Raw genomic sequence first — 23372 nt, 5'->3', positions numbered from 1 at the left:
TTGTCGGCAGCGGCTGCAATACTGGGCAGCATGGCTGAGCTGATCGACGGGACAATGGACGCGGCGACGACGGGAACGGCGGGTCCGGGGCAGGACGACGGCGGGCTGCGCGGGGAGGCCACCGCGTTGCTCCGTGCCCTGGTGGGCAACGACACAGCGGAGTTCCACGAGGGCCAGTTCGAGGCCGTCGAGGCGCTGGTCTCCGGCGGACGCCGGGCGTTGGTGGTGCAGCGTACCGGTTGGGGAAAGTCGGCGGTGTACTTCGTGGCGAGCCTGCTGCTGCGCCGCCGCGGCGCCGGCCCCACCCTGATCGTCTCGCCGCTGCTCGCGCTCATGCGGGACCAGGTGGCGGCGGCCGAACGCGCGGGTGTCCGGGCCGCGGCGATCAACTCGGCGAACCAGCTGGAATGGGGCCAGATCCAGGAGCAGCTGGCCGCCAACACGGTGGACGTGCTGCTGGTCTCGCCCGAGCGGCTGAACAATCCGCGCTTCCGCGACGAACAGCTTCCGCAGCTGGTGCAAAGCTCAGGCCTGCTGGTGGTCGACGAGGCGCACTGCATTTCCGACTGGGGCCACGATTTCCGCCCGGACTACCGGCGGATCCGGGACCTGATCGCCCAGCTGCCCGACCGGGTCCCGGTGCTGGCCACCACGGCCACCGCCAATTCCCGCGTGGTCCACGACATCGAGGAGCAGCTCGGCGTGCATGCTGCCACCGGGCACGACGGCGGAGTGCTCACCATCAGGGGGCCGCTCGCCCGTGCCTCCCTGCGGTTGGGAGTGCTCCGCCTGGCCAGCCCGCGCGCCCGGCTCGGATGGCTGCTCACCCACCTGGACGACCTGCCCGGCAGCGGAATCATCTACGCCCTCACGGTTTCCGCCGCCGAGGACACCGCCCGGCTGCTCCGGGAGGCCGGCCACGAAGTGGCCGCCTACACCGGCCGCACCGACCCGGCCGAGCGGGAACAGGCGGAGGCGGCGCTGAAGGAGAACCGGGTCAAGGCGCTGGTGGCCACCAGCGCCCTCGGCATGGGCTTCGACAAGCCGGACCTGGGCTTTGTGGTGCACTTGGGTGCGCCGAGTTCCCCGGTCGCCTACTACCAGCAGGTGGGGCGCGCGGGCCGCGGAACTCCGAACGCCGACGTACTGCTCCTGCCGGGTACCGAAGACCGGGACATCTGGGAGTACTTTGCCACGGCGTCGATGCCGAACGAGGGGACGGCCACGGCCGTGCTGCGGGAGCTCGCCGCCCCGGGGACGGTGCTGTCCACGGCGGCACTGGAAACGCTGGTGAACCTGAAACGGTCCCCGCTGGAACTCTTACTGAAGGTCCTGTCCGTGGACGGCGCCGTGCGCAAGGTCAGCGGCGGCTGGGAGGGAACCGGCCAGCCCTGGAGCTACGACGCCGAGCGCTACGGGCGCATTTCGCAGGCCCGGGTGGCCGAACAGAACGCCATGCTGGACTACGAGAACACCTCCGGCTGCCGGATGGAATTCCTGGCCAAGGCCCTGGACGATCCCGCCGCCGCGCCCTGCGGACGCTGCGACAACTGCGCCGGACCGTGGTACTCGGACAGCATCGCGGCCGAGGCCACCGAAAGCGCGGGCGCCGCCCTGCAGCGTGCCGGCGTCGAACTGGAGCCACGGGCCATGTGGCCAAGCGGCATGAACAAGCTGGGCGTGCCGGTCAAGGGAAAGATCCCGCCGGCGGAGGCCACTGGCAGCGGCCGTGCCCTGGCACGCCTGACGGATCTGGGCTGGGGCGGAAAGCTGCGCGAAGTCTTCTCGGACGGGGCGCCGGACCGCGAAGTGGATCCTGTCATGTTGCAGGCCTGCGTCCAGGTGCTGGCGCAATGGGGTTGGGCGCAGCGCCCGGTCGGCATCGTCAGCGTTCCCTCGCGCAGCAGGCCACTGCTGGTGCAGTCGCTGGCCCGCGGCCTGTCCGAGATCGGCAGGCTGCCGTACCTGGGCGAGCTCACCGTCCCGCACGGCGGACCCCGCAGCGGACCCGGCGGCAACAGCGCCTTCCGGGTGGCCGACGTGTGGGACCAGTTCCAGGTCCCCGAGGGCGGTGACGCCTGGTTGGCAGAGAACCGCGGCCCCGTGCTGCTGGTCGACGACGTCGCCGACAGCCGCTGGACCCTCACCGTGGCCGGACGCGCGCTCCGCCTGGCCGGGGCCGAAGCTGTCCTGCCCTTCGTTTTAGCCCTCAAGGCCTGAGCTTCCCGCCGACTCCGCGGACCTGATACCTAGAACTGCTAGGGTTATACCTTGCAGATCTAGGTATGAGGAGGCCCGGTGCGCATTGATAAGGACCTGGTCGCCGCTTCGGCCACCCCGCTGGTGCTGGGGATATTGGCGGAGGGCGAACTGTACGGCTACGCGATCAGCAAACGCGTGAGCGAACTGTCCGACGGGGGGCTGGAGTGGACGGACGGCATGCTCTACCCGCTGCTGCACCGACTCGAGCGGTTCGGGTATGTGTCGTCCTCGTGGGGCCTCTCGGAGGCCGGGCGGCGGCGCAAACACTATGCGCTCACGGCCCAAGGACGCGAGGCGCTCGCCGAACGGCAGCAACAGTGGACGGTTGTCGCCGAGACGCTGCGGCGGGTGTGGCAGGCGGTGCCGCCGCCCGCCGCTCCGGTCGAAGGGTGGGCCTGATGGAACCCCATGCCGAGTTGGAAGCACAGATAGACCGGTGGCGCGGGTACGTCCGGCGGCGCCAGGCGATTTCACCCGCGGACCTCGATGAACTGGAGGACCACCTGCGCGGACAAATCGCCGACCGGCAAGCATCAGGACTGGACGACGAGGAGGCCTTCCTCGTAGCGATCAAGCGCCTGGGCAACCTGGATGCGGTCTCGCGCGAGTTCGCCCGCGAGCACTCCGACCGGCTGTGGAAGCAGCTGGTGCTCGTCCCGCAGGACTCCGACACCGCAGCGCCGCCGTGGCGGGAGCTTGCTGTGGTCCTCGCGCTCGCCGTTGGGGCAGGGGCGGCCGTCAAGGCAGGCACCGTGTGGCTCGATGGCGCGGCCCTGGCGCGGAACCTCGGCCTCCTCGTCTTCCCGTTCCTTGCCGCGTATTTCGCCTGGAAACGCCGGTTGACGGTGTCCATGGCGGCGGCGCTGCTCCTCCCGTTTGCCGCGCTGGCGGTGCTGCTCAATGCCTACCCGTTCGCGGCCGCCGGTTCCACCGAGGTGCTCGCCGTGCTGCACGCCCCGGTCGTCCTGTGGCTGCTGGCGGGCGTGGCGTACGTTGGCGGCAGGTGGCGGGACCACAACCGGCGCATGGACTTTGTCCGGTTCACCGGGGAACTCGCGATCTACTTCACGCTGCTGGCCCTCGGCGGGGCTGTGCTGATTGGGCTCACATTCGGGGCGCTGCAGGCTGTCGGCGTCGACTTCGAGCCGGCGATGGAGGCCTGGATACTGCCGTTCGCCGTTCCGGGTGCGCTGGTCGTAGCAGCCTGGCTGGTCGAGGCCAAGCAGAACGTTGTTGAGAACATCGCCCCGGTGCTCACCCGCGTCTTCACGCCCCTGACCATTGTGATGCTGCTGGCGCTGCTGGCAGTGCTCACGGCGGCCGGCGGCCTGGTGGACGTCGACCGGGGACTGCTCATCCTCATGAACGCGATCCTCGTGCTCGTCCTGGCCCTGCTGCTGTACGCGATCTCCGCCCGCGAGGCGCTGGCGCCGCCGGGCCTGTTCGACGGCCTGCAATTGGTCCTCGTCGCCGCCGCGGTCGCGGTCGACGCGGTCATGCTGACGGCGATGCTGACCCGGATCGCCGAATTCGGTACCAGCCCCAACAAGGTCGCCGCGCTCGGCCTGAACCTGCTGCTGTTGGTGCACCTCGTGAGGGCAGCGTGGCTTACCGTCGGGTTCCTGCGCGGGCGGCGCCCCTTCGCCGCGCTTGAGCGCTGGCAGACGGGGTACCTGCCGGTCTATGGTGCCTGGGCCGCCGTCGTCGTCGTGGTCTTCCCGCCGGTCTTCGGCTTCGCCTGACGGGCGGGGCCGGCCGCGGGCGGGCCAGGAAACACGGGGCGGCCTAATCGGCTGAGCCGGCCGGACGACGGCCGTGACTGCAGACACTGCATGTTCCCCGCCACTTCCAATGTAGCGCGCAGCAGGGGGCTTGCTGCAAGGCCACCGTCATGCCTCAAACTGGCTCGGACGTGTCCCCAAGGAGGCGCACGGAAATGGCTCGGAGAGGCGGGGGATGTGATGGGCGAAGTCATCGTTGCCGGCGGCGGCCCGACGGGGATGATGCTGGCCGGTGAGCTGGCGCTGGCGGGTGTGGATGCGGCCATTGTGGAGCGCCGCCCGACGCCGGAGCTGGTGGGCTCTCGTGCGGGCGGCTTCCACTCGCGGACCATCGAGATCCTCGATCAGCGCGGGATCGCCGACCGTTTCCTCGCCGAGGGCCAGCCCGTCCAGGCCGCGTTCTTCGGGAGCACGAGGCTGGACGTGGGCGACTTTCCCACCCGGCACCCCTACACGCTCGGCCTGTGGCAAAACCATATCGAGCGGATCCTGGCCGGCTGGATCGAGGAGCTGGGTGTGCCGGTGCATCGCGGGGTCGAGGTGGCCGGCTTCGCCCAGGTCGACGGCGGGCTCGACGTGCATTTTGCCGACGACGGGCCGATGCGCGCGCTGTATCTGGTCGGCGCCGACGGCGGACGAAGCGCCGTCCGGAAGGCGGCCGGCATCGGGTTCCCCGGCTGGGACGCGACGAAAAGCAGCCTGATCGCCGAAGTGGAGGTGACAGAGGAGACGCCGGCGGGCATGCGCATCGACGAGGTGGGGGTCCACGGGCTGCACCTGATGGAGGACGGGCGGACGGTGCGGGTGGTTGTGACCGAGAAGCAACTGGGGCCGGCGGCCGAGCCCACCCTGGAAGCTCGCCCTGGTGGTCAGGGGCATGGCGCCGGACAGCCTGCTGGGCACTTATCACGCCGAGCGGCACCCCGCGGGGGCCCGCGCCCTCAAGCACACGATGGCGCAGTCGCTGATGCAGCGGGCCGACCCGCGCCTCGGCGCGTTGGCCGACACGGTGGCGGGCCTGCTGACGATCGACGAGGCCCGGAAGCGGCTGGGCGGACTCATCTCCGGCCTGGACGTCCGCTACGACCTCGGCGAGGGGCATCCGCTGCTCGGGCGCCGCATGCCCGATCTCGACGTCGTCACCGCCAACGGCCCGCTGCGCGTGTTCACCCTCCTGCATGAAGCCCGCGGGGTGCTGCTCAACCTCGGCGTGCCGGGCAGCATCGAGCCGGGGCCGTGGGCGGACCGGGTGCAGCTGGTGGAAGCCACGCACGACGGCGGGTGGGAGCTTCCGGTGATCGGTTCGGTCAGCGCTCCTGCGGCGGCGTTGATCCGGCCCGACGGGCATGTGGCGTGGACGGGAGACGGGACCCAGCGGGGGCTGGTGGCCGCGCTGGCCCGCTGGTTCGGGCCCGCGCGGCCTTAGAACGCCCGCGATGTGGACGGCGAGGCCCTCGGACGGGCCCATGGACGCGGTGACGCCGAGGACGAGGAGACGCAAAAACTCCCCCGGTTTCCCGGGGGAGTTGACGCGGAGACGGGGGGATTTGAACCCCCGGTCGAGTTTAACCCCGACCCTTCATTAGCAGTGAAGTCCATTCGGCCGCTCTGGCACGTCTCCATACGCTATTGCTAGCCACACAAGACTACCCAGAATCCGGGGCCAAGAGCAAAACCGCGAACGGGCTAGCCGGCCAGCGCGCGCCATAGGAACGCGTGCGAGAGTGCCTGCAACCGGGCCGTCTGCTTGTTGTCGCTGGCGCCGGCGTGGCCGCCCTCGAGGGCTTCGTGGAACCAGACGTTCCGGACCCCGAGCTCCTGCATCCGCGCGGCCATTTTCCGGGCCTGCACCGGGCCCACCCGGTCGTCCGAGGTTGCGGTCCAGATGAGAGCGTCGGGGTACTCGGTGCCCGGCTGGAGCAGGTGGTAGGGCGAGAACGTGCGGATGAACTCCCACTGCGCCGGGTCCTCGGGGTCCCCGTACTCCGCAATCCAGGAGTAGCCGGCGGAGAGTTTGGTGTAGCGGGCCATGTCCAGCAGCGGCACCCCGCACGACACTGCGCCAAAGAGGTGCGGGTAGCTCGTCAACATGTTTCCCACCAGCAGGCCGCCGTTCGAGCCACCGGCGCAGCCCAGCCGCTCCCGGCGGGTGACCCCGCGATCCGTCAGGTCCTGCGCCACCGCGGCGAAGTCCTCGTAGGCGCGGTGCCTGTTGGCCTGCAGCGCCGCCCGGTGCCAGCCCGGGCCGTACTCGCCGCCGCCGCGGATGTTGGCCACTACGTACACGCCGCCGCGGCCGTCCGGGGTGCGCTGTTCCAGCCAGGCCCGTCCCACCGTGCCGCTGTAGCCGGGGGTCCTGGCCACTTCGAACCCGCCGTAACCCGAGAGCAGCACCGGGTTGCCGCCGTCGTACTCAAGATCCTTGGGGCCCACCTGGAAGTAGGGGACCTGCGTGCCGTCCTTGGAGGTGGCGAAGTGCTGCTGGACCTCGTAGGCGGAGGCGTCAAAGTACGACGGCGATGCCTTGACTTCCAGCGCCGGCCCGCCGATGGTGCCGCGCGAGAGGGTCGACGGCGTGAGGTAGCCGGTGGCCACCAGCCAGTAGTCGTCGGATTCGTCGTCGTCCACTCCGGAAGCATCCACTGCGTGCAGCGGCGGGCAGTCCCGGAGTTCGGAGGCGGCCCACTGCGCGGCGGGATCCAGCACCAGGATCCGGGACGAGACGTCCTGCAGCAGGTTGAGCAGCAGGTAGTTCCTGGTCCAGCTCCAGGACTGCAACGAGGTCGCCGCATCGGGGGCGAAGAGGACCTGCAGGGAACGGTCGCCGGCCAGGAACGCCTCCAGGTCGGCGGCGAGCAGGGAGCCGGCCGGGTGGACGGTGCCGTCCAGCTCCCAGTCGCCACGCGGCCGCAGCAACAGCCACTGGCGGTGGAGATCCACGTTCACGTCCGTGGGAACGTTGATGGGCAGCCACTCGCCGTCGCGCCGCAGGTAGGTGCGGTAGTTGAAAAAATCGATCACGTCCACCGCCACGTCCCGTTCGAAGCCGGGGGTGGAGTCGTGGCCCACCTGGGCCAGCATGTGGTCCCGGGGGACGTCGAAGTACTCCGTGGCAGCCTCCGGAGCCTGGCCGCGGCGCAGGATGCGGCTGGTCCGCGGGTAGGAGGAAGTGGTCAGCGAGCCGGGGCCGAAGTCGGTGCCCAGCAGGATGCGGTCCTCGTCCAGCCAGGAGACGTAGCTCTTGGCCACCGGAATGTCGAAGCCGCCGGGCACGAAGGCGCGGTCCTCGACGTCGAACTCGCGCAGCCGAACCGCGTCGCCGCCGTCGGGCGAGAGCCGCAGCATGGCGCGCCGGTAGCTGGTGCCGTCGGCCGGACGCAGGAAGGAAGAGCCGGCATAGACCCAGTCGATGCCCTCGGCAGCGGCCAGCGCATCAACGTCCAGCAGCACCTCCCAGTCCGGGGAATCGGTCAGGTAGCTCTCCCAGCTCGTGCGGCGCAGCAGGCCGCGGGGGTTGGCCTTGTCGCGCCAAAAGTTGTAGTAGTGGGGGCCGCGCTTGGTGACGGCCGGGATCCGGTCCTCCGCGTCCAGGACCTCCAGGATGCCGGCTTCCAGCGCTGTGAACGAGTCGTCCACGAGCTTCGCCTCGGTGCGTTGGTTCTGCGCCTTCACCCACTCCAGTGGCAAGGCGCCGTAAATGTCCTCGAGCCAGATGAACTCGTCCTGGGGCAGATGCTGGGTGTCTTGGGCCATGGACCCATCCTAGGCATGCCGCCACGGGGAGCCGGCTGCCAACCCGTAGGCTAGACGGCATGGACAATCCGGTCAGTTACCGTGTGGCGATCGTGGGCGCCGGCCCTCGGGGCACCTCCGTGCTGGAGCGGTTGCTGTCCAACCACCGGGCACACGGCGGGGCGCCGCTGCGGATCCACCTGGTCGATCCCTACCCGCCCGGCGCCGGGCATGTCTGGCAGCCGGGCCAGTCCCGGTTGTTCCTGATGAACACGCCCTGCCTGTTCCCCACGGTGGTGCCCGCTCCGGGGACCGGGCAGGTGGGCCCCGATCCGGTGGCGGGGATGACCTTCGAGGCCTGGCGCTCCGCCGTGGCGGCCGGCGGCCTTCCCGAGGTGCCGCAGGAGGACCGCGAGGAAGCCGCGGCGCTGGGGCCGGCCGATTTTCCCAGCCGGGCGCTCTACGGGCGCTACCTGACCTGGACCTTCGCGCAGTTGGCCGCCCGGACCGGGGCGGACTTCTCCCTCACCGTTCATCCGGCGGAGGCCACCGGTCTCAACGAGCACGACGGCGAATGGCAGCTGGAGCTGACCGACGGTGCCACCGTGGCGGCGGATGCCGTGGTGCTGGCCTTGGGTCACGTCCCCGCGGCGCTGAATCCTGAGCAGCAACAGCTTCAGGATGCCGCGGCCCGGCACGGCCTGAACTACCTGCCGCCCAATGTGCCGGCCGACGTGGACTGGGATCGGCTCCCGCCCGGCCGCACGGTGCTGGTGCGCGGCATGGGGCTGAACTTCTTCGACCTGATGGTGCAGGTCACCGAGGGCCGCGGCGGGCAGTTCCTCCCGGCGACGGACACCGAGCCGTTGCGCTACGTACCTTCGGGTCAGGAACCGCGGCTGGTGGCCGGCTCCCGGCGCGGCACGCCGTACCGGGCGAAGGCCAGGATCGACACGTATATTCCGGCCGGTGTGGAGCTGCGGCATTTCACCACGCAGGCGGCCCGCCTGTACGCCGAAGCCGGCGTGCAGCCGGGCTTCGACCACGACCTGTGGCCGATGCTGCACCGCGACGTCTACTGGGCCTACTACTCCACGCTCGCGCGGGTGGAACCGGAGTGCCTGAGCGTGCCGCCCGAGGAGCTGCTGGCCGGACTGGGGCAGCTGCTGGCGGAGAAAACGGAGCCGGGCAGCCGCACCCTGCAGATGCGGGCGGGGGCCTACCTCGCCGAACGGGTCGCCGGGCACCGGCTGCTGGATGTGGAGGCCCTGGCCAAGCCGTTCAACGGGCGGAAGTTCGCCTCCGCCGCGGACTGCCAGCACGCGGTGCTGGACTATCTGGATGCCGATGCGGAGGGCTCTGCCCGCGGTACCGACGATCCGCTCAAGATGGCCATCGGGGCGCTCAACGCCGGGCGGTCGCTGTTGAAGAAGATCGTGGCCGACGGCGGCATTACCGAGGAATCCTGGCTGGCCGAACTGCGCGGCTGGTTCGAACCGCTGGTCGAAGGGCTGGCGAGCGGACCTCCTGCCCAGCGCATCGAGCAGCTGGCCGCCCTGGCACGGGCCGGCATCGTCCGGTTCGCCGGGCCGGAACCGGTTTACGAGGTGGACCCGGACAGCGGCCGGTTCCGGGTGACGTCTCCGTGGATCGACGGCGCCGAGTACACCGGCGCGTACCTGGTGGAGGCGATGATGCCGGCCAACCGGGTGGCCCACAACCGGTCTCCGCTGCTGCGACGGATGCTCGAGGACGGCCTGGTCCGGCCGAAGCTGATGATCGGGCCCAACGGACAGCCCGTGACCGCGTCGGGCCTGGACGTGACGCTGCCGCCCTACCGTCCGCTGAACCGGAACGGCCAGCCGGCCCGCAGCCTGTATGTGATCGGACTGCAGCTGTCCTCGGTCCAGTGGGGCACGTCGATCGCCGCCGAGGCGGGGGCGCCGGGCGACACCGGCGGCCGCACGCTGCAGGATGCGGACCGGATAGCGCGCGCCATCCTGGCCGCGGCAGACAACAGGAGCCTGGCCGACCCGGCGCAGGCGAGCACCGACGTCGTCGCCAGCGGGGTTCCGGGGTCCTAACCCGGCCATGGACGCGCGTAGGCCCTCCCCGGTTGGGGGAGGGCCTACGCTCTGGCTTCTAACGGGCGTAGCCGGCGCGTGGGCCGCTCCCCGGTGGGGAGCGGCCCACGCGGTCGTTTCTAACGGGCGTTGCCGCCGTCCTTTGTCTTGCCCATGTCCAGGCCCACGATGATCGGGTCGTGGTCGCTGGCCCGGTAGGGATCCGGCGCATAGAAGTCGGTGGCGTTGTAGTTGTACCGGCTGTACTCCAGCGCGATCGACTCCACCGAGTTGATGTTCCAGATGTCGGCGCCCTTGACCTTCGCGTCCGCCGCTGGCGAGGCGAAGATGTAGTCCAGCGAGCCGACCATGCCTCCGAAGCTGTAGCTGTGCTCGCCTGTCTTGGCGCCCTGGTCGACGTACCCGGCGTCGGTCAGGACCCTGATCGGGTCCTCCTTCGCGTAGGCGTTGAAGTCGCCGGTCAGCAGCACCTTGTCGGTCCGGAACTGTTCCTGCAGCCGGTCCGCGAAGCCCACCAGGGAGTGCGCCTGCGCGGTGCGGGCAGCGTTCCAGGCGCCCTGGCCGTGGTCGGCGTTCTCGCCCGAGTTGGGGCCCGAACCCTTGGACTTGAAGTGGTTGGCGATCACGATGAAGGTATCCGAGGCGCCGTTCTTGGCCTTGAAGGCCTGGGCCAACGGCTTGCGGGCGTTGGCGAAGGCCTCGGTGTCGTTGTGGATCACCGACTCCTTGACCGTCTTCACCGCGTCCTTCCGGTAGATGAACGCGGTGCGGATGAAGTCTTCATCCGCCAGGGCCGGTAGATCCTTCGGCGAGCGGACGTAGTCCCAGCCGCCATGCTTGCCCTGGCCGGTGTGTTTTCCGTGGTGGCGGGTGTCGCCCAGCTCTTCGTTCAGTGCGTCGGTCAGCGCGGCAAGGGCCGCATCGCGGTCCTTGCCGAATCGGGCGGAGTTCTCGATTTCCTCCAGCGCCACGATGTCCGCGTCCAGGGCGTTGATGGCGGCAACGATCTTGGCCTGCTGGCGTTGCAGGTTCTCCGCGTCCCAGGCGCCGCGGGCGTCGCAGTTGCGGGCCGTGATCGGGTTGCCGTCGCGGTCCAGGTAGGCATTGCAGTCCGCCAGTTGGTCTCCCGTGGTGGTGAAGTAGTTCAGCACGTTGAACGACGCGACCTTCACGTCCCCGCGCACCTTCTCCGGGGAGGTGGTGCGGGTGTTCTGGAACGACGCCGGCTGGACGGTTCCGGCGTTCTCCACCGTCAGGTGGCCCAGCGGCTGGAGCCGCCACAGGTTAAAGCGGTAGTCCAGCACCACGCTGGTGGTGAACTCGGCGGGGGATCCCACCCGGACCGGATCGTCGGCGGAGAGGTAGGGCAGCGGGATGTCCTTATTGGCGTCGGCGCCCAGGTAGTTGACGCTTGAGCCGTCGTCCAGCGTGACGGCCAGGGCGGCGTTCTTCTCGGTTTCGGCCCAGAAGGCGTCCGATCCGTAGGTCCCGACGGCGGTCGGCTGCACCAGCGGGGAGTTCCCGGCGGCCAGGCCGATTTCACCGTACTGGTTCAGGGAGTAGTTGTCGGTGACGGTGAAGCCGCCCTGGGGGGCCAGCAGCATGCCCTCGAACTTCTCGCGCTCCTCGTCGGTGGCGGGCCAACCGATGGCGGCCGCCTTCGGAGCGGCGGCTGCCTCTGTGAGCAGCTTGAGTCCGTCGGCGGCCACCGTGAGCTCGGTCAGGCCGTGGAACTCGCTGACCTTGCCCGTGACCTCCACGAAGTCGCCAGCCTTCACCTGGCCGACCGTGGCCGGGGAGTAGACGAAGACGGCATCGGACGCCGTCCGGGCTGCTGCGTCGGTGTCGCCGCCGGTGCCTTCCGTCTGGATGTAGTAGCCGTCAAAGCCGCCCGTGGCGTAGGCGGCGGTGACCACGCCCCGGGTGGTCACGGTCTTGCCGGCCAGCGGGGACTGGGTGCCGGTGCCTTGGATGTCGGCGATGGCCACGGACTGCGGCTGCGGTTCGGGATCACCGCTGCCGTCACCCCCGCCGGTGCCCTGCGGGGTGATGTCTTCGCTGAGGCTGAAGTCCGCGGAGTTGTTGTCGGTGTCCGTTCCCCCGGCGCGGTTCAGCGACCGGACGTCCTGGTTGTTGTCCGGCGACTGGGCCGCTTCGGTTTCGAAGGTGTTCGAGGTGCCGTAGCCCAGCAGGTCCACCACGTTGGCGCGGTCGACGACCGAGCCGGTGCCCAGGTCCGCCACAGCACCGGCCTGGTTCGACAGCACCAGCGTGCCTCTCGTGCCGGACGGGGCCATGCCGGTCACCAGGTCAGGGGCCGGCAGTTCTTCGCCGATGCTGCCGTTGGAGTTGGCCTGCACCAGATAGTGTCCGCCGGCCTGGATGCTGCCGGACAGCTCTGCCACGGCACTGGGGTTTCCGGAGCCGGTGGCCGAGCGGTACTGCAGCGACCAGCCGTCGAGGCTGATGTCCGCGTCCGTGGGGTTGTACAACTCCACGAACTTGTTCCGGTAGGCCGCACCGGCGCTGCCGCCGGACAAATAGGCCTCGTTGATGACCACATGGTCGGCGCCGGTGCCACCGGCAGCGAGGACGGCCGGCAGCCGGAAAGTGGTTCCGGACGCGTCCGCGGTCAGTTCGAAGTAGCCGCCGTCCAGCGCCGAGGGTGCGCTGAACTCGACGGAGGCAGCGCCGTCGGCCACCGGGAAGGTGCCCAGCGCGGTCCTGGTGCCTGAGGCGTCGACGTAGGCCAGCGACACCTGGGCGGTCACGGGGGCGCCCAGCGACGTGAGGTCCAGCTTGGTTACCTGCACGCTGACCTGCTGGCCGGGGCCGACGGCTTCCGGCGCGCCGGTGAGCTGCACGCTGCGGCGGGCGAAGTCCGGGGAGAGCGGGCTGTTGCCCCGGAGGTAGGCGATCCACGCGTCGCGGTCCACCAGGCCCGAGTCGCGGGTGTCCGTCCCGTCGTTAAAGATGTGGAAATTGTCGCCGCCCTGGGCCAGGAAGCTGAAGGTGCCCACGCGGTAGCCGCGCTCCGGGTCCAGCGGTTCGCCGTTGACCCAGACGCCGGTGATGCGCTCGCCTTCGGGCAGGGCCGGGTCGTAGGTGTAGTTGACGTTTTTGCTCAGGCCAAGCTGCAGGTAGGCGCGGCTCGGCACGTCACCGGCGCCGGTGCGCTGCCACTGCTGCTCCAGCATGGTCTTGACCTGCGCGCCGGTCAGCGTGGTGGTCCACAGGTTGTTCAGGAAGGGCAGCACCGCGTTGGCCTCGGCGTAGGTGACCGTGCCGTCGGGCGCGTAGTAGAGCTCGTTGCGCAGGCCGCCGGGGTTCACCACGCCGATCTCCGCGCCGCCGCGTTCGGCGGAGGAGAGCGACGCCAGCAGCGAGTCCGCCACCAGGTTGCCCAGCGTCGATTCGGAGGCGCGGTCATCGCGGTCCGGCTCCGTGCCCGCATCCGGCCCGTCGGGAAGGAACGCGGTGGTGATGTCGGCGGTGACGGAGCCAACCGGCTGGGCGCCGATCTCCGCGGCGTGCTCGAGTGCGGCCTGGACAATCGACGAGACCTCGGCCACCCGCGGGTAGGCGGCCACCAGGTCACCGTCCGAGGTCTTGGTCCGCGGCACCACGGCTCCGGTGTGCGCCACGACCTGATCCGTTCCGGCGTCATAGCTCAGCTGCACCTGGCCGATGTTCTCGCCGTAGGAGCCGGTCTGCACCACGGGCCGGGTCTTGCCCTCCGCTCCCGGGACCGGGGCGTCGAAGCTGTAGGCCTGGTGGGTGTGGCCGTTGAAAATGACGTCCACGTCCGGGCTGGTCTCGTTGACGATCCGATTGAACACCGCGCTGGCGCCTGCCGCGCCGCCCAGATCGGTGTTGGTGTTCGCTCCCTCGTGGAAGGACGCGATGATGACGTCGGCTTCGTCGCCTTCGCCGTCGGTCAGCCGGGCCGCCACCCGGTTGACTGCGTCCACCGGGTCGCCGAACTCCAGGTCCGCGATCCCGCCCGGGGACACCAGCGAGGAGGTTTCTTCCGTGACCACCCCGACCACGCCGACGTCCACGCCGTTGACCGTGACCAGCTCGTACTCGGGCAGGGCCGGTTCCGTGGTGCCGGCCCGGTACACGTTGGCGCCCAGCTGCGGGTAGTCGGACGCGGCAGCCACACGGTCGGTCAGGTCGGCGAAGCCGCCGTCGAACTCGTGGTTGCCCACCGCCGTCGTCGCCAATTCCAGGGCGTTGAGCACGTCGATGGTCGGCTGGTCCTGCTGTGTGGAGGACGCGAAGACGGAGGCGCCGATGTTGTCGCCGGCGGACGTGAACAGCGTCCCCTCGGGGTTCTGCGCGCGGAGCTGTTCCACCGTGCCGGCAAACTTGACGGTGTTCGCGTCAATCCGGCCGTGGAAATCGTTGATGCTCAGCAGGTTAAGCTCGACCGGGTCGGCCGCGTGCGCAGGCATCGCGGCGAAAGGCGCCGCCACCAAGCCTGCCGTCAGGACCGCTGCCAGCGCGGTCCTCGGTGATGAAGTAGCCATGTGGCCCTATCTCTCAGGTGGAAGTGATGATCCTCGCACCGCAGGGAAGGGCTGCGGCACAGCTGGTTGCACGGTGCACAGGGCGCACCGCCCCCAGTCCAGCGGGCATGGATGAACGGGAGGTTACCCGAGGGCCATCAGCAGCGGAAGACTTCTGAGAAAGAACGTTTAAATGGGCGGGCGGAACGCCCCCCACCCTTGACAGGAAGGGCCTGGGGCTAGCGCCGGGCAGCTACCGCCGGGCGTCCTTGAGCGTGCCGGTGACGGGCTTCGAGCCTTCCTCGCCCAGCAGGCACAGCAGCTCCCGGTCCTGCTCGCCGGTCCAGCTGGCTTCGGTCGGGTTCAGGTAGGTCAGTTCCAGGGCCGAATCGTCGTAGGGGATGCCGGCGAAGGCCTCGAACTCGGCCACGCAGAACTCCTCGGCCTTGGCCGCCACTTCCTCGTCGCCGGGAAAATCGCCCTCGGGCAGGTTGCTGGCGGCAAACGCCTCCAGTTCGTGGGCCTGGTCGCACGGCACGAACTCCACCTCGGTCAGGCGGTCGGTGTCCGGGTTGTTCAGGCAGTCGCCCACCTTGATGGCGTAGGCGCCGGCGGCGGCGGCTTCGGTCACGGCACCGGATTCGTCCCGCGGCGGTTCCTCCGTTCCACCGCCACAGCCACTGAGCAACGCCACGAGGACGACGGCGGCGGCCGCCTTGAGCGGGCGGCGGACAGGTGCTGGCTGGCTGGGCACGGGGGACTCCTCAAGCTTTAGTGCGAACGGCTCCTAGCCGAGGGTATACCGGGGGAGCGCCGGGTCAGAATACTTGACGCCGGATGGCCGGCGACCGGAACATGCGGTGCGAAGAACCTGGGACTGCAGCAGGCGTGGGAGCACAAATGCAGCAGGTGCCCGGGCCATGCGGCCAAGACACCTGCTGCGAAGCGGAAGGTATGGGATTTGAACCCATGAGACGGGGTTACCGCCTACTGGTTTTCAAGACCAGCTCCTTCGGCCGCTCGGACAACCTTCCTCACCTTGTAGTCTGACACGGAGGGGTCTACCCGGGCAAAGCGCGCAGCACCGGGGGTTTTGATGTCCGGACAAGGCGAAAGGCTGGTATGAAGGCGGTTTTCTACGACGGAGCAGGCGGACCCGAGGTCATGAGCGTGCGGGACACCGAAGCCCCGCAACCGGCCGAGGGCGAGGTGGTCATCGACGTAGCTGCCGCAGGCGTGAACCGCGCCGACGTCCAGCAGCGGCTCGGCGTCTATCCGCCGCCGCCGGGCGCATCCGAGATCCCGGGCTTGGAAGTATCGGGCCGGGTAGCCGCGGTCGGTGCAGGCGTCGGCGGCCTACGGGTGGGCGACGAAGTGTGCGCCCTCCTGGCCGGCGGTGGCTACGCCGAGCAGGTGGTGGTTCCGGCAGGCCAGGTGCTGCCGGTCCCGCGGGGGACCGACGTGGTGACGGCCGCGGCCCTGCCGGAAGTGGCGGCCACCGTCTTTTCCAATCTCTTCATGACCGCGGGCGTGCAGGCCGGGGAAACGGTGCTGATCCACGGCGGCGCCGGCGGCATCGGCACCATGGCCGTACAGCTGGTTGCCGCTTTCGGCGCGATTCCCGCGGTGACCGCCGGCAGCCAGGAGAAGCTCGACGTCGCGCGTGCCCTGGGTGCCGAGGTGCTGATCAACTACCGCGAGGAAGACTTCGTGGAGCGGATTAAGGACGCCACCGGAGGCCGGGGCGCCGACGTCATCCTGGACGTAGTGGGCGCCAAGTACCTGCAGCGGAACGTGGACGCGCTCGCCACCTCCGGGCGGCTGGTGGTGATCGGGCTGCTGGGCGGGGCCAAGGCCGAGCTGAACCTTGGCCAGTTGATGGCCAAACGCGGGGCGGTCATCGGCACCACCCTGCGGGCGAGGCCGGCGGAGGAGAAAGCTGCCATCGTGCGGGCGGTCGCCGAGCATGTCTGGCCGCTGGTCGTCTCCGGCGACGTCAAACCCCAGGTGCACCGCACGTTCCCGCTGTCGGAGGCGGCGGCGGCCCACGAGTACTTCGATTCAGGCGAACACACGGGCAAGATCCTGCTCACTGCCTCCTGAAACCGGCTTTACCGTTCCCTCCCACGGGCGTCGCTGCTACGGTGCTGCGTACAAACGATCGGCCTTCGATGAGGGGAGCATCATGAGCGGGAATTTCAGCGGACCCCGGCCCGGGCAATCCGGGAGGAATGGTCCCACATCCGACGTGCTGGTGCAGGATCCGACCCTGCCGCCGGTAGCGCTGGATCCGGCCGCGGAGGCCGATGCCCGGAGGTGGACCCCGACCAAGATCGTGATCTGGGTGGCCATCGCCCTGCTGGGGGCCGTTAGTTGGAGCATCCTTGCCTTTTCGCGGGGAGAAACCATTAACGCGATCTGGTTCGTCTTCGCGGCCGTCTGCACGTATTTCATCGCCTACCGGTTCTACTCCAAGTTCATCGAGAACAAGCTCACCCGCCCCAACGACCTGAGGGCGACGCCGGCGGAGTACAACGCGGACGGTAAAGACTTTGTCGCGACGGACCGCCGCGTGCTCTACGGGCACCACTTCGCCGCCATTGCGGGCGCCGGCCCGCTGGTCGGACCCATCCTTGCGGCGCAGATGGGCTACCTGCCGGGCACCCTGTGGATCATCGTCGGCGTGATCCTGGCCGGTGCGGTCCAGGACTACCTGGTGCTGTTCTTCTCCATGCGCCGGGGCGGCCGTTCGCTGGGCCAGATGGCCCGCGAGGAACTCGGTGTCATCGGCGGCACGGCGGCCCTGATCGCCACGCTGACCATCATGATCATCATCGTGGCGATCCTGGCCCTGGTCGTGGTGAACGCCCTGGGCGAATCGCCATGGGGCGTCTTCTCGGTGGCGATGACCATCCCCATCGCCATCTTCATGGGCATCTACGTGCGTTTCCTCCGGCCGGGCAAGGTCAGCGAGGTCTCCCTCATCGGCTTCGTGCTGCTGATCGCCGCCATCATCGGCGGCGGTATGATCGCGGACACCGAGTGGGGCGCGGCGGTCTTCACGCTGGACAGGACCACCATCGCCTGGGGCATCATCATCTACGGCTTCATCGCGGCGGTACTGCCGGTGTGGCTGCTGCTGGCCCCGCGCGACTACCTCTCCACGTTCATGAAGATCGGCACCATCCTGATGCTGGCGCTGGCCATCGTGCTGGTGCGCCCGGAGATCAACGTGCCGGCGTTCAGCGAGTTCGCCGGCCGTGAAGACGCACCCGTGGTGGCAGGGTCGCTGTTTCCCTTCCTCTTCGTGACCATTGCCTGCGGCGCACTCTCGGGATTCCACGCGCTGATCTCCTCGGGAACCACGCCGAAGATGGTGCAGAAGGAGAAGCAGACCCGCTTCATCGGCTACGGCGGAATGCTGATGGAGTCCTTCGTGGCCATCATGGCGCTGGTCGCGGCCATCTCGATCGACCGCGGTATCTACTTCGCGATGAACGCTTCGGCAGCGGCCACCGGCGGCACTGTGGAAGGCGCGGTGGCCTTCGTCAACGGCCTGGGCCTGGCCGGCGTCAACCTGACACCGGACATGCTCACCGACCTGGCCAGCAACGTCGGCGAGGAATCGGTGGTATCGCGCACCGGCGGCGCGCCCACCCTCGCCGTCGGCCTGGCACACATCATGCAGGGACTGATCGGCGGCATCGGGATGATGGGCTTTTGGTACCACTTCGCCATCATGTTCGAGGCGCTGTTCATCCTCACCGCGGTCGACGCCGGTACCCGCGTGGCCCGCTTCATGCTGCAGGACACCGTCGGCAACGTCCTGCCGAAGTTCAAGAACATGTCCTGGCGTCCCGGCGTCTGGATCTGCACGGCCATTATGGTGGCGGGCTGGGGATACATCCTGATCCTGGGCGTCACCGATCCGCTGGGCGGCATCAACACGTTCTTCCCGCTCTTCGGCATCGCCAACCAACTGCTGGCGGCCATCGCGCTCGCGGTCTGCCTGGCCATCGCGGCCAAGCGCGGGGCGTTCAAGTATCTGTGGATCATCGGGCTGCCGCTGGCCTTCGCCGCCGTCATCACCATCTGGGCCTCGATCCTGAAGATCTTCAGCTCGGATGTGAAGGTGGGCTACTGGGCCAACCACATCGCCCACCGCGAGGCCCTGGCGGCCGGCGAAACGAGCCTGGGGAACGCCGCCTCGGTGGCAGAAATGGAGGCGGTGGTCCGCAACACCGCGGTGCAGGGCACGCTGTCCATCGTGTTCGTGGTGCTGACCATCATCGTCATCGCCACCGCCCTCATCGCCACTTACAAGTCCTGGCGGCTGGGCGGAGAACCCTCGCACGAGGACCCGGCGGTCGTCTCCTCCATCTACGCGCCGTCCGGTCTCCTGGCCACCCGGCCGGAGAAGGAACTGGAAAGGCAATGGAACGAACTGCCAGCGGACACCGGGCGCGCCAAGGCGGGCCACTGATGTCCGGCGTCATCTGGCCCCGGGCCCGCAGCGGCTGGCAGAGGTTCGCCTGGTACTTCCAAGGCGTCATGGGCGAGCATGCCTACCAGGACTATCTTCGGCACCACCGGCGGGCACATCCCGGCACGGAGCCGATGAGCGAGCGCGAGTTCTGGCGGGACAAAACGGACCGGCAGGAGAACAACCCGCAGGGACGCTGCTGCTGACCGGGGGCTGGATATGATCTGCGCCCGCTGGTCGTCTCTGGCAAGATGAAAACATGAGCGAAGAGCAGACGCCGCAGCCCGCAGAACCGGTCATCCTCCCCGCGCTGCCCAGCGGCCACAGCCCGGCCGCCGGAGAGCCCGTGAACCCGGAGCCCGGTCCCGCTGCGCGGCGATCCGGCCGCGGCAATTCCGCGCTGGCCGATCTGGTCGATGAACCGGCCAAGGTCATGCGGATCGGCACCATGGTCCGCCAACTGCTCGAGGAAGTGCGCAGCGCCCCGCTCGACGACGCCGCCCGCGTCCGCCTGGCCGAAATCCACGAGCGGTCCGTCAAGGAGCTTGAGGACGGGCTGGCACCTGAGCTGATCGAGGAACTGCACCGGATCAACCTGCCGTTCACCGACAACTCCACGCCGTCGGACGCCGAGCTGCGCATCGCCCAGGCGCAGCTGGTCGGCTGGCTGGAAGGCCTCTTCCACGGCATCCAGACCGCGATCGCGGCGCAGCAGGCCCTCAACCAGCAGATGGCGGCCCGCATGCAAATGCGCCAGCTGCCGCCCGGCACCATGATCGCGCCCGGCGTCGTGATTGGCGACGACGGAGAACCGCGCCGGGCCACCGGAGCCGAGGGGGAGAATGCCGGCTCGGTGCAGGGCGGCGAACGGCACACCGGGCCCGGACAGTACCTGTAGGACCGGTGGCGCTCTTCGGTGCTGCCCGGCAGGCCCGCCGGGAGGATAAGGAACTCGGCAAGGGAATTTGGCGCCGCGCGCACGACCGCTTCCGGCGTGCCCTGGAGCGTTACCACCAGGTCCTCGAGGGCGTGGAGGACGACGGCCTTTACGGCGAGCTGCTGCCGATAGCCGACCAGCTCGCCGGCCTCCTGCCCCGGGTGCGCACCTGCTGCACGACCGCCCAGTCGCTGCATCCCACCGACGGGTTGGACATCCCCGGCGGTGCCCTGTCAGATGTCCACCGCAGCCTCTCCAGGGCCGGCAACTCCCTGGCGGCGGCCGCCCAGGCCGCCGCGATGGTCAGGCTCGGCGGCAGCCAAGGCTACGAAGCCGGCGTCGAGAACGTGCGCCGCCGCGCCGCCGTCGTTCTCTCGGACCTGGCCGATGCCGAGCGCGTGCTGGCCGGCCTGAAGCACTGACCGGCGCCGGCGCTGTGGGTCGGCCTCTGCTCACAGTCCCGGGTACAGCTGGTCCACAATGGGAGCGAAGTAGTGAATCCAGAGGTAAGTCCCGAAGCCGATGAGGATCAACAGGAGAGCTGCCCCGATCACGACCCATGGATGTGGCCCCGACTTCCGGGTGAATCTGCCCATGGCCCCTCCGCGGAGAAAGACATCGCGTTTTCTGTTCCGGTCCGCACCTGGGAATTGTGCCCCCGCACCCTCGCTGCGGCATGACCCCGCTCTTAATCGCCCCCGTGCCCCTATGGCGGGTAACGATCTCACTTTAGCAACATGACGAAACCGCGAGAGGCTGGTCGCTGATTTTCACGCAGCTATCGGCTCGGCGGCGTCAATTATTTCCCGTATCTGGGCCGGTGGGGGTACCAGGGCCGTCAAGGCGTTGGGGATCGCCGGTCACTCCGGTTTGTTCCCGCCCGTTCCGGGGTTCATTATCGCCGCGCAGGAAGTAGGCGCCGACGGAGCCGGCGAGTGTCGCAAAAACGGCGACCGAGTAGATGGCCAGAAAAACCTGCAGCAGGCGGGCAAAGGCATCATCAGCACCCAAGCGGGTGCCGGTGATTGTCGACATCGCCGCGTCGTGCAGCGCGTCGGCGTAGCTGCCGTAGGAGCCGCTGATGTAAAGGAGCTGGCTGGATACCAGGACGACGACCGCAGTGACCGCAGCCAGCCACCCGATCCGGTTTGACAGCAAGCGCCCGGCCGAGCGTGAACCGCGCACACCGGCGGAAAGGATTCCGCCAACACGGGACAACCGTGCCACGCGCCAGATCCGCAAAGCCTGCAGTGCCCGGAAGAAGCGCAGGAAAGGAACCAGCAGAAAGATGACCTGCCACCAGTTGCGTTTCCAAAAACTCCACTGAAAGCCTGCAACGAACGCCCGCAGGAGAAACTCGGCCACGAAGACCGCCCAGAAAAGCCATCCCGCCGTGCCCAGGACCGCAAGCAGTACCGGGTCAGTCGCCAGTAGCTGGGCCAGCACGATGAACAGGAATAACACGCCCAGAATGCCCATAGGCCGGTCGAGCCGCGCGGCCAGCGCTTCGGCACGGCCGAGCTGTTCACTCCGGGGCTTGGGCTGACGTTCTTCACCCACGGCCCCGGCCCTCCTTGGCGGCGGCTAGGAAACCGGCAAGGTGTCCGGTGCCTGCGCCGGCCGTCCTGCCACCCCGGGGGCGGTTACAGCCGGGGCTTCGGCCCCACCTGTAACAGAAAACGAACCATACGGTCAGGATGCCAACGAGCCGCTCAAGCCACGGAACAGGGGGCGCCGTCCGCTTTGCCCTGCCGCGACCGGAACCGCTTCCGCGACCCTTACCCATTGTCCCTGCCGGCCCGACGGCGTTGTATCCATGACCTGTCCAGCACCACATCATGTACGATCCTCGCACAGTGCGCCCACCGGGGGCGCGGTTCAGATAGGCGCTGTTTCCGTAGCCGGGCGATTGCTTTCTTGTCAGTCTCAGCCGGCGTGTCAGACAGGAAGCGATGCAGTACGATGCGAGGGCCGACTCGCTGAGGGGGGAATCCATGGTCATTCCGGGACTGCTTTTGGGGCCGAAGACCCTAGGCTCTTGGCTCGGTGCGCCGGGTCCGCATACTCGGTGCAGGGGCACATGGGTCCTCACCTCACCGGGTGACGGGTAAGACCCGTGGGTCAGCGGGCGCTGCAGGTGTGGGACGCCTACCGCACGCAGCTCTGGCCGCTGCCCGCTCTGTCTGTTGGCGCTGCCGTGGGCTTGGGGGTGGCGCTCCCCGTTATGGACGCGGCCCTAGACGATGACATGCCGCGGTCCGTGGCCGGGCTGCTGTTTGGGGGCGGTCCCGAAGCGGCACGGTCGTTGTTGGAGACGATTGCGGGATCTCTGATCACGGTCACGTCGCTGACGTTTTCACTCACCGTCGTCACGCTCCAGCTGGCCAGCAGCCAGTTTTCACCTCGCTTGCTGCGCACCTTCACCCGTGACCGCTTCGTCCACGCGACCTTGGCCCTGTTTCTGGCCACGTTCGTCTTCGCCCTCACTGTGCTCAGAAGCGTCAGGACAGGAGGGCAGGAGAGCGGTTCCTTCGTCCCCGATATTTCCGTTACCGTAGCCTTCGTCCTGGCCGTCGCCAGCGTCTTGGCCCTGGTGCTTTTCCTGGCGCATCTCACACGCGAAATCCGGGTCGAAACCATGATGCGGACAGTGCACTCCGAGACCAGGGCGACCTTGGACCGAGTTTTCCCCGAGGACCGTCGTGATCGGCCACCGCACCCGGGGATGGAAGGCTCACCCGTGCACGTTCGAGCCGTGTCCTCAGGTTTTCTCACAGCCGTGGACGAAGCAGCCTTGGTAGCGGCCGCAACGGCCGCCGGCGCAGTACTCAGAATAGACTGCCCACCCGGCAGTTCCCTGATTGAGGGCGTCCCGCTCGCGAGGGCATGGCCGCTGGAGCCGGCCAAGAAGCTCACTGCCGAGGCCACTGAGCGGCTGCTGCAGCAGGTTAATGCTGCCGTCACCACCGGTTTCGAACGCACCAGCGTCCAAGACGTCGGCTTCGGTTTCCGCCAGCTCGTCGACGTGGCCGCCCGCGCGCTCTCGCCGGGCATCAATGATCCCACCACCGCAGTGCACGCTCTGGGCCATCTGTCTGCGCTGCTGTGCCGACTGGCTGCCCGGAACCTTTCTCCTCGAAGGCTCACCGATGATAGCGGTAGGGTCCGGGTGGAGTTAGCGCTGCCGTCGTTCGAAGACCTCCTAAACCTGGCGGTGGGGCAGCCGAGGCTGTACGGGATAAAGGATCCGGCCGTGGCCCAACGGATCGTGGAACTGCTCAAGGAAGTCTCATGGTGCGACCAGGAAGGCCGGTACCGGTCGGCTATCCGCGAGCAGCTTGCTCAGATACGCGAAGCCATCGAAGCCGGCACCTACACCCAAACGGAACGCCGGCAGCTCCTCCGGGCGGTCACCGACGCAGCAGCCCCGCCCGTCATGCCTCCAGAACCGTGACGAGCGCCAGCAGGCCAGGCCTGCGCTGAACCAGCCGAACCTGGAACCCCCGCTGGAGGGCAGTTCTTCCTTGAAAACGTTCAAGCAGTACGAAACCGGCCAGGAGCCGTCAGCACTGCCACGGCCAG

Annotated in this window: 15 protein-coding genes, 2 tRNA genes and 1 pseudogene; 12 read left to right on the top strand and 6 right to left on the bottom strand. The window is 68.7% G+C overall.

Annotated elements, in window-relative coordinates:
- Positions 1-30: 30 nt before the first annotated feature.
- The 5 genes and pseudogenes from AC5RUK_RS08860 to AC5RUK_RS08840 all read left to right on the top strand — a co-directional run bounded on the left by AC5RUK_RS08860 (position 31) and on the right by AC5RUK_RS08840 (position 5469).
- A complete protein-coding gene (locus tag AC5RUK_RS08860; RefSeq protein ID WP_494151955.1) occupies positions 31-2220 on the top strand; it encodes a RecQ family ATP-dependent DNA helicase in 2190 nt (729 codons plus the stop codon).
- A gap of 78 nt (positions 2221-2298) precedes the next feature.
- A complete protein-coding gene (locus AC5RUK_RS08855) occupies positions 2299-2661 on the top strand; it encodes a PadR family transcriptional regulator (RefSeq protein WP_493988854.1) in 363 nt (120 codons plus the stop codon).
- Entirely contained in the window at positions 2661-4004 is a 1344-nt protein-coding gene (locus tag AC5RUK_RS08850; RefSeq protein WP_494106646.1) for a permease prefix domain 1-containing protein, read from the top strand. The genes AC5RUK_RS08855 and AC5RUK_RS08850 overlap by 1 nt, the downstream gene beginning before the upstream one ends.
- Positions 4005-4094: 90 nt before the next feature.
- A pseudogene (locus AC5RUK_RS08845) lies at positions 4095-4757 on the top strand (FAD-dependent monooxygenase); the annotation flags it as partial.
- Between the two features lie 163 nt (positions 4758-4920).
- Positions 4921-5469 (top strand): aromatic-ring hydroxylase C-terminal domain-containing protein, encoded by a 549-nt coding sequence (locus tag AC5RUK_RS08840; RefSeq protein WP_494151954.1) that lies wholly within the window; start codon positions 4921-4923, stop codon positions 5467-5469.
- A 106-nt stretch (positions 5470-5575) separates the two neighbouring features.
- On the opposite strand, the gene AC5RUK_RS08835 is transcribed toward AC5RUK_RS08840, so the two are convergent.
- Both AC5RUK_RS08835 and AC5RUK_RS08830 read right to left on the bottom strand, forming a co-directional pair.
- Positions 5576-5664: transfer RNA gene (locus tag AC5RUK_RS08835), tRNA-Ser, on the bottom strand.
- 65 nt (positions 5665-5729) lie between these two features.
- The gene (locus AC5RUK_RS08830) at positions 5730-7796 is read right to left on the bottom strand and encodes a prolyl oligopeptidase family serine peptidase (RefSeq protein WP_494151953.1); all 2067 of its coding nucleotides are present in this window, start codon (positions 7794-7796) and stop codon (positions 5730-5732) included.
- A 59-nt stretch (positions 7797-7855) separates the two neighbouring features.
- On the opposite strand from AC5RUK_RS08830, the gene AC5RUK_RS08825 reads away from it, so the two are divergent.
- Positions 7856-9859 (top strand): FAD/NAD(P)-binding protein, encoded by a 2004-nt coding sequence (locus AC5RUK_RS08825; RefSeq protein ID WP_494106644.1) that lies wholly within the window; start codon positions 7856-7858, stop codon positions 9857-9859.
- Between the two features lie 119 nt (positions 9860-9978).
- On the opposite strand, the gene AC5RUK_RS08820 is transcribed toward AC5RUK_RS08825, so the two are convergent.
- From AC5RUK_RS08820 to AC5RUK_RS08810, 3 genes are all read right to left on the bottom strand, one after another.
- Positions 9979-14391, bottom strand: a complete 4413-nt coding sequence (locus AC5RUK_RS08820; protein WP_494151952.1) for an ExeM/NucH family extracellular endonuclease — start codon at positions 14389-14391, stop codon at positions 9979-9981.
- A 232-nt stretch (positions 14392-14623) separates the two neighbouring features.
- Complete coding sequence (locus AC5RUK_RS08815) at positions 14624-15124, bottom strand: septum formation family protein (protein WP_493988859.1); 501 nt, start codon at positions 15122-15124, stop codon at positions 14624-14626.
- Positions 15125-15316: 192 nt separating this feature from the next.
- Positions 15317-15404, bottom strand: a tRNA-Ser gene (locus AC5RUK_RS08810).
- Positions 15405-15492: 88 nt separating this feature from the next.
- On the opposite strand from AC5RUK_RS08810, the gene AC5RUK_RS08805 reads away from it, so the two are divergent.
- The 5 genes from AC5RUK_RS08805 to AC5RUK_RS08785 all read left to right on the top strand — a co-directional run bounded on the left by AC5RUK_RS08805 (position 15493) and on the right by AC5RUK_RS08785 (position 20212).
- Positions 15493-16473 carry an NAD(P)H-quinone oxidoreductase gene (locus tag AC5RUK_RS08805; protein ID WP_494106642.1) on the top strand — a complete coding sequence of 327 codons (981 nt, stop codon included), beginning with the start codon at positions 15493-15495 and terminating at the stop codon, positions 16471-16473.
- Between the two features lie 82 nt (positions 16474-16555).
- The gene (locus AC5RUK_RS08800; protein ID WP_494151951.1) at positions 16556-18853 is read left to right on the top strand and encodes a carbon starvation CstA family protein; all 2298 of its coding nucleotides are present in this window, start codon (positions 16556-16558) and stop codon (positions 18851-18853) included.
- Entirely contained in the window at positions 18853-19059 is a 207-nt protein-coding gene (locus AC5RUK_RS08795; RefSeq protein WP_493988862.1) for a YbdD/YjiX family protein, read from the top strand. Before AC5RUK_RS08800 ends, AC5RUK_RS08795 begins: the two co-directional genes overlap by 1 nt.
- 53 nt (positions 19060-19112) lie before the next feature.
- The gene (locus tag AC5RUK_RS08790; protein WP_493988863.1) at positions 19113-19751 is read left to right on the top strand and encodes a bacterial proteasome activator family protein; all 639 of its coding nucleotides are present in this window, start codon (positions 19113-19115) and stop codon (positions 19749-19751) included.
- Positions 19752-19756: 5 nt separating this feature from the next.
- A complete protein-coding gene (locus AC5RUK_RS08785) occupies positions 19757-20212 on the top strand; it encodes a hypothetical protein (RefSeq protein WP_493988864.1) in 456 nt (151 codons plus the stop codon).
- A 373-nt stretch (positions 20213-20585) separates the two neighbouring features.
- Here the strand turns inward: AC5RUK_RS08785 and AC5RUK_RS08780 are convergent, their stop codons facing one another.
- Positions 20586-21350 carry a hypothetical protein gene (locus tag AC5RUK_RS08780; RefSeq protein ID WP_494151950.1) on the bottom strand — a complete coding sequence of 255 codons (765 nt, stop codon included), beginning with the start codon at positions 21348-21350 and terminating at the stop codon, positions 20586-20588.
- Positions 21351-21906: 556 nt separating this feature from the next.
- Here AC5RUK_RS08780 and AC5RUK_RS08775 point away from each other — a divergent pair.
- The gene (locus tag AC5RUK_RS08775) at positions 21907-23244 is read left to right on the top strand and encodes a DUF2254 domain-containing protein (protein WP_494151949.1); all 1338 of its coding nucleotides are present in this window, start codon (positions 21907-21909) and stop codon (positions 23242-23244) included.
- The last annotated feature ends 128 nt before the right edge of the window (positions 23245-23372 follow it).

It is taken from the genome of Arthrobacter sp. Y3223065 (assembly GCF_059090885.1).
The sequence above is the reverse complement of the archived record's forward strand: the minus strand, read 5'-3'. Positions and strand labels throughout refer to the sequence as shown.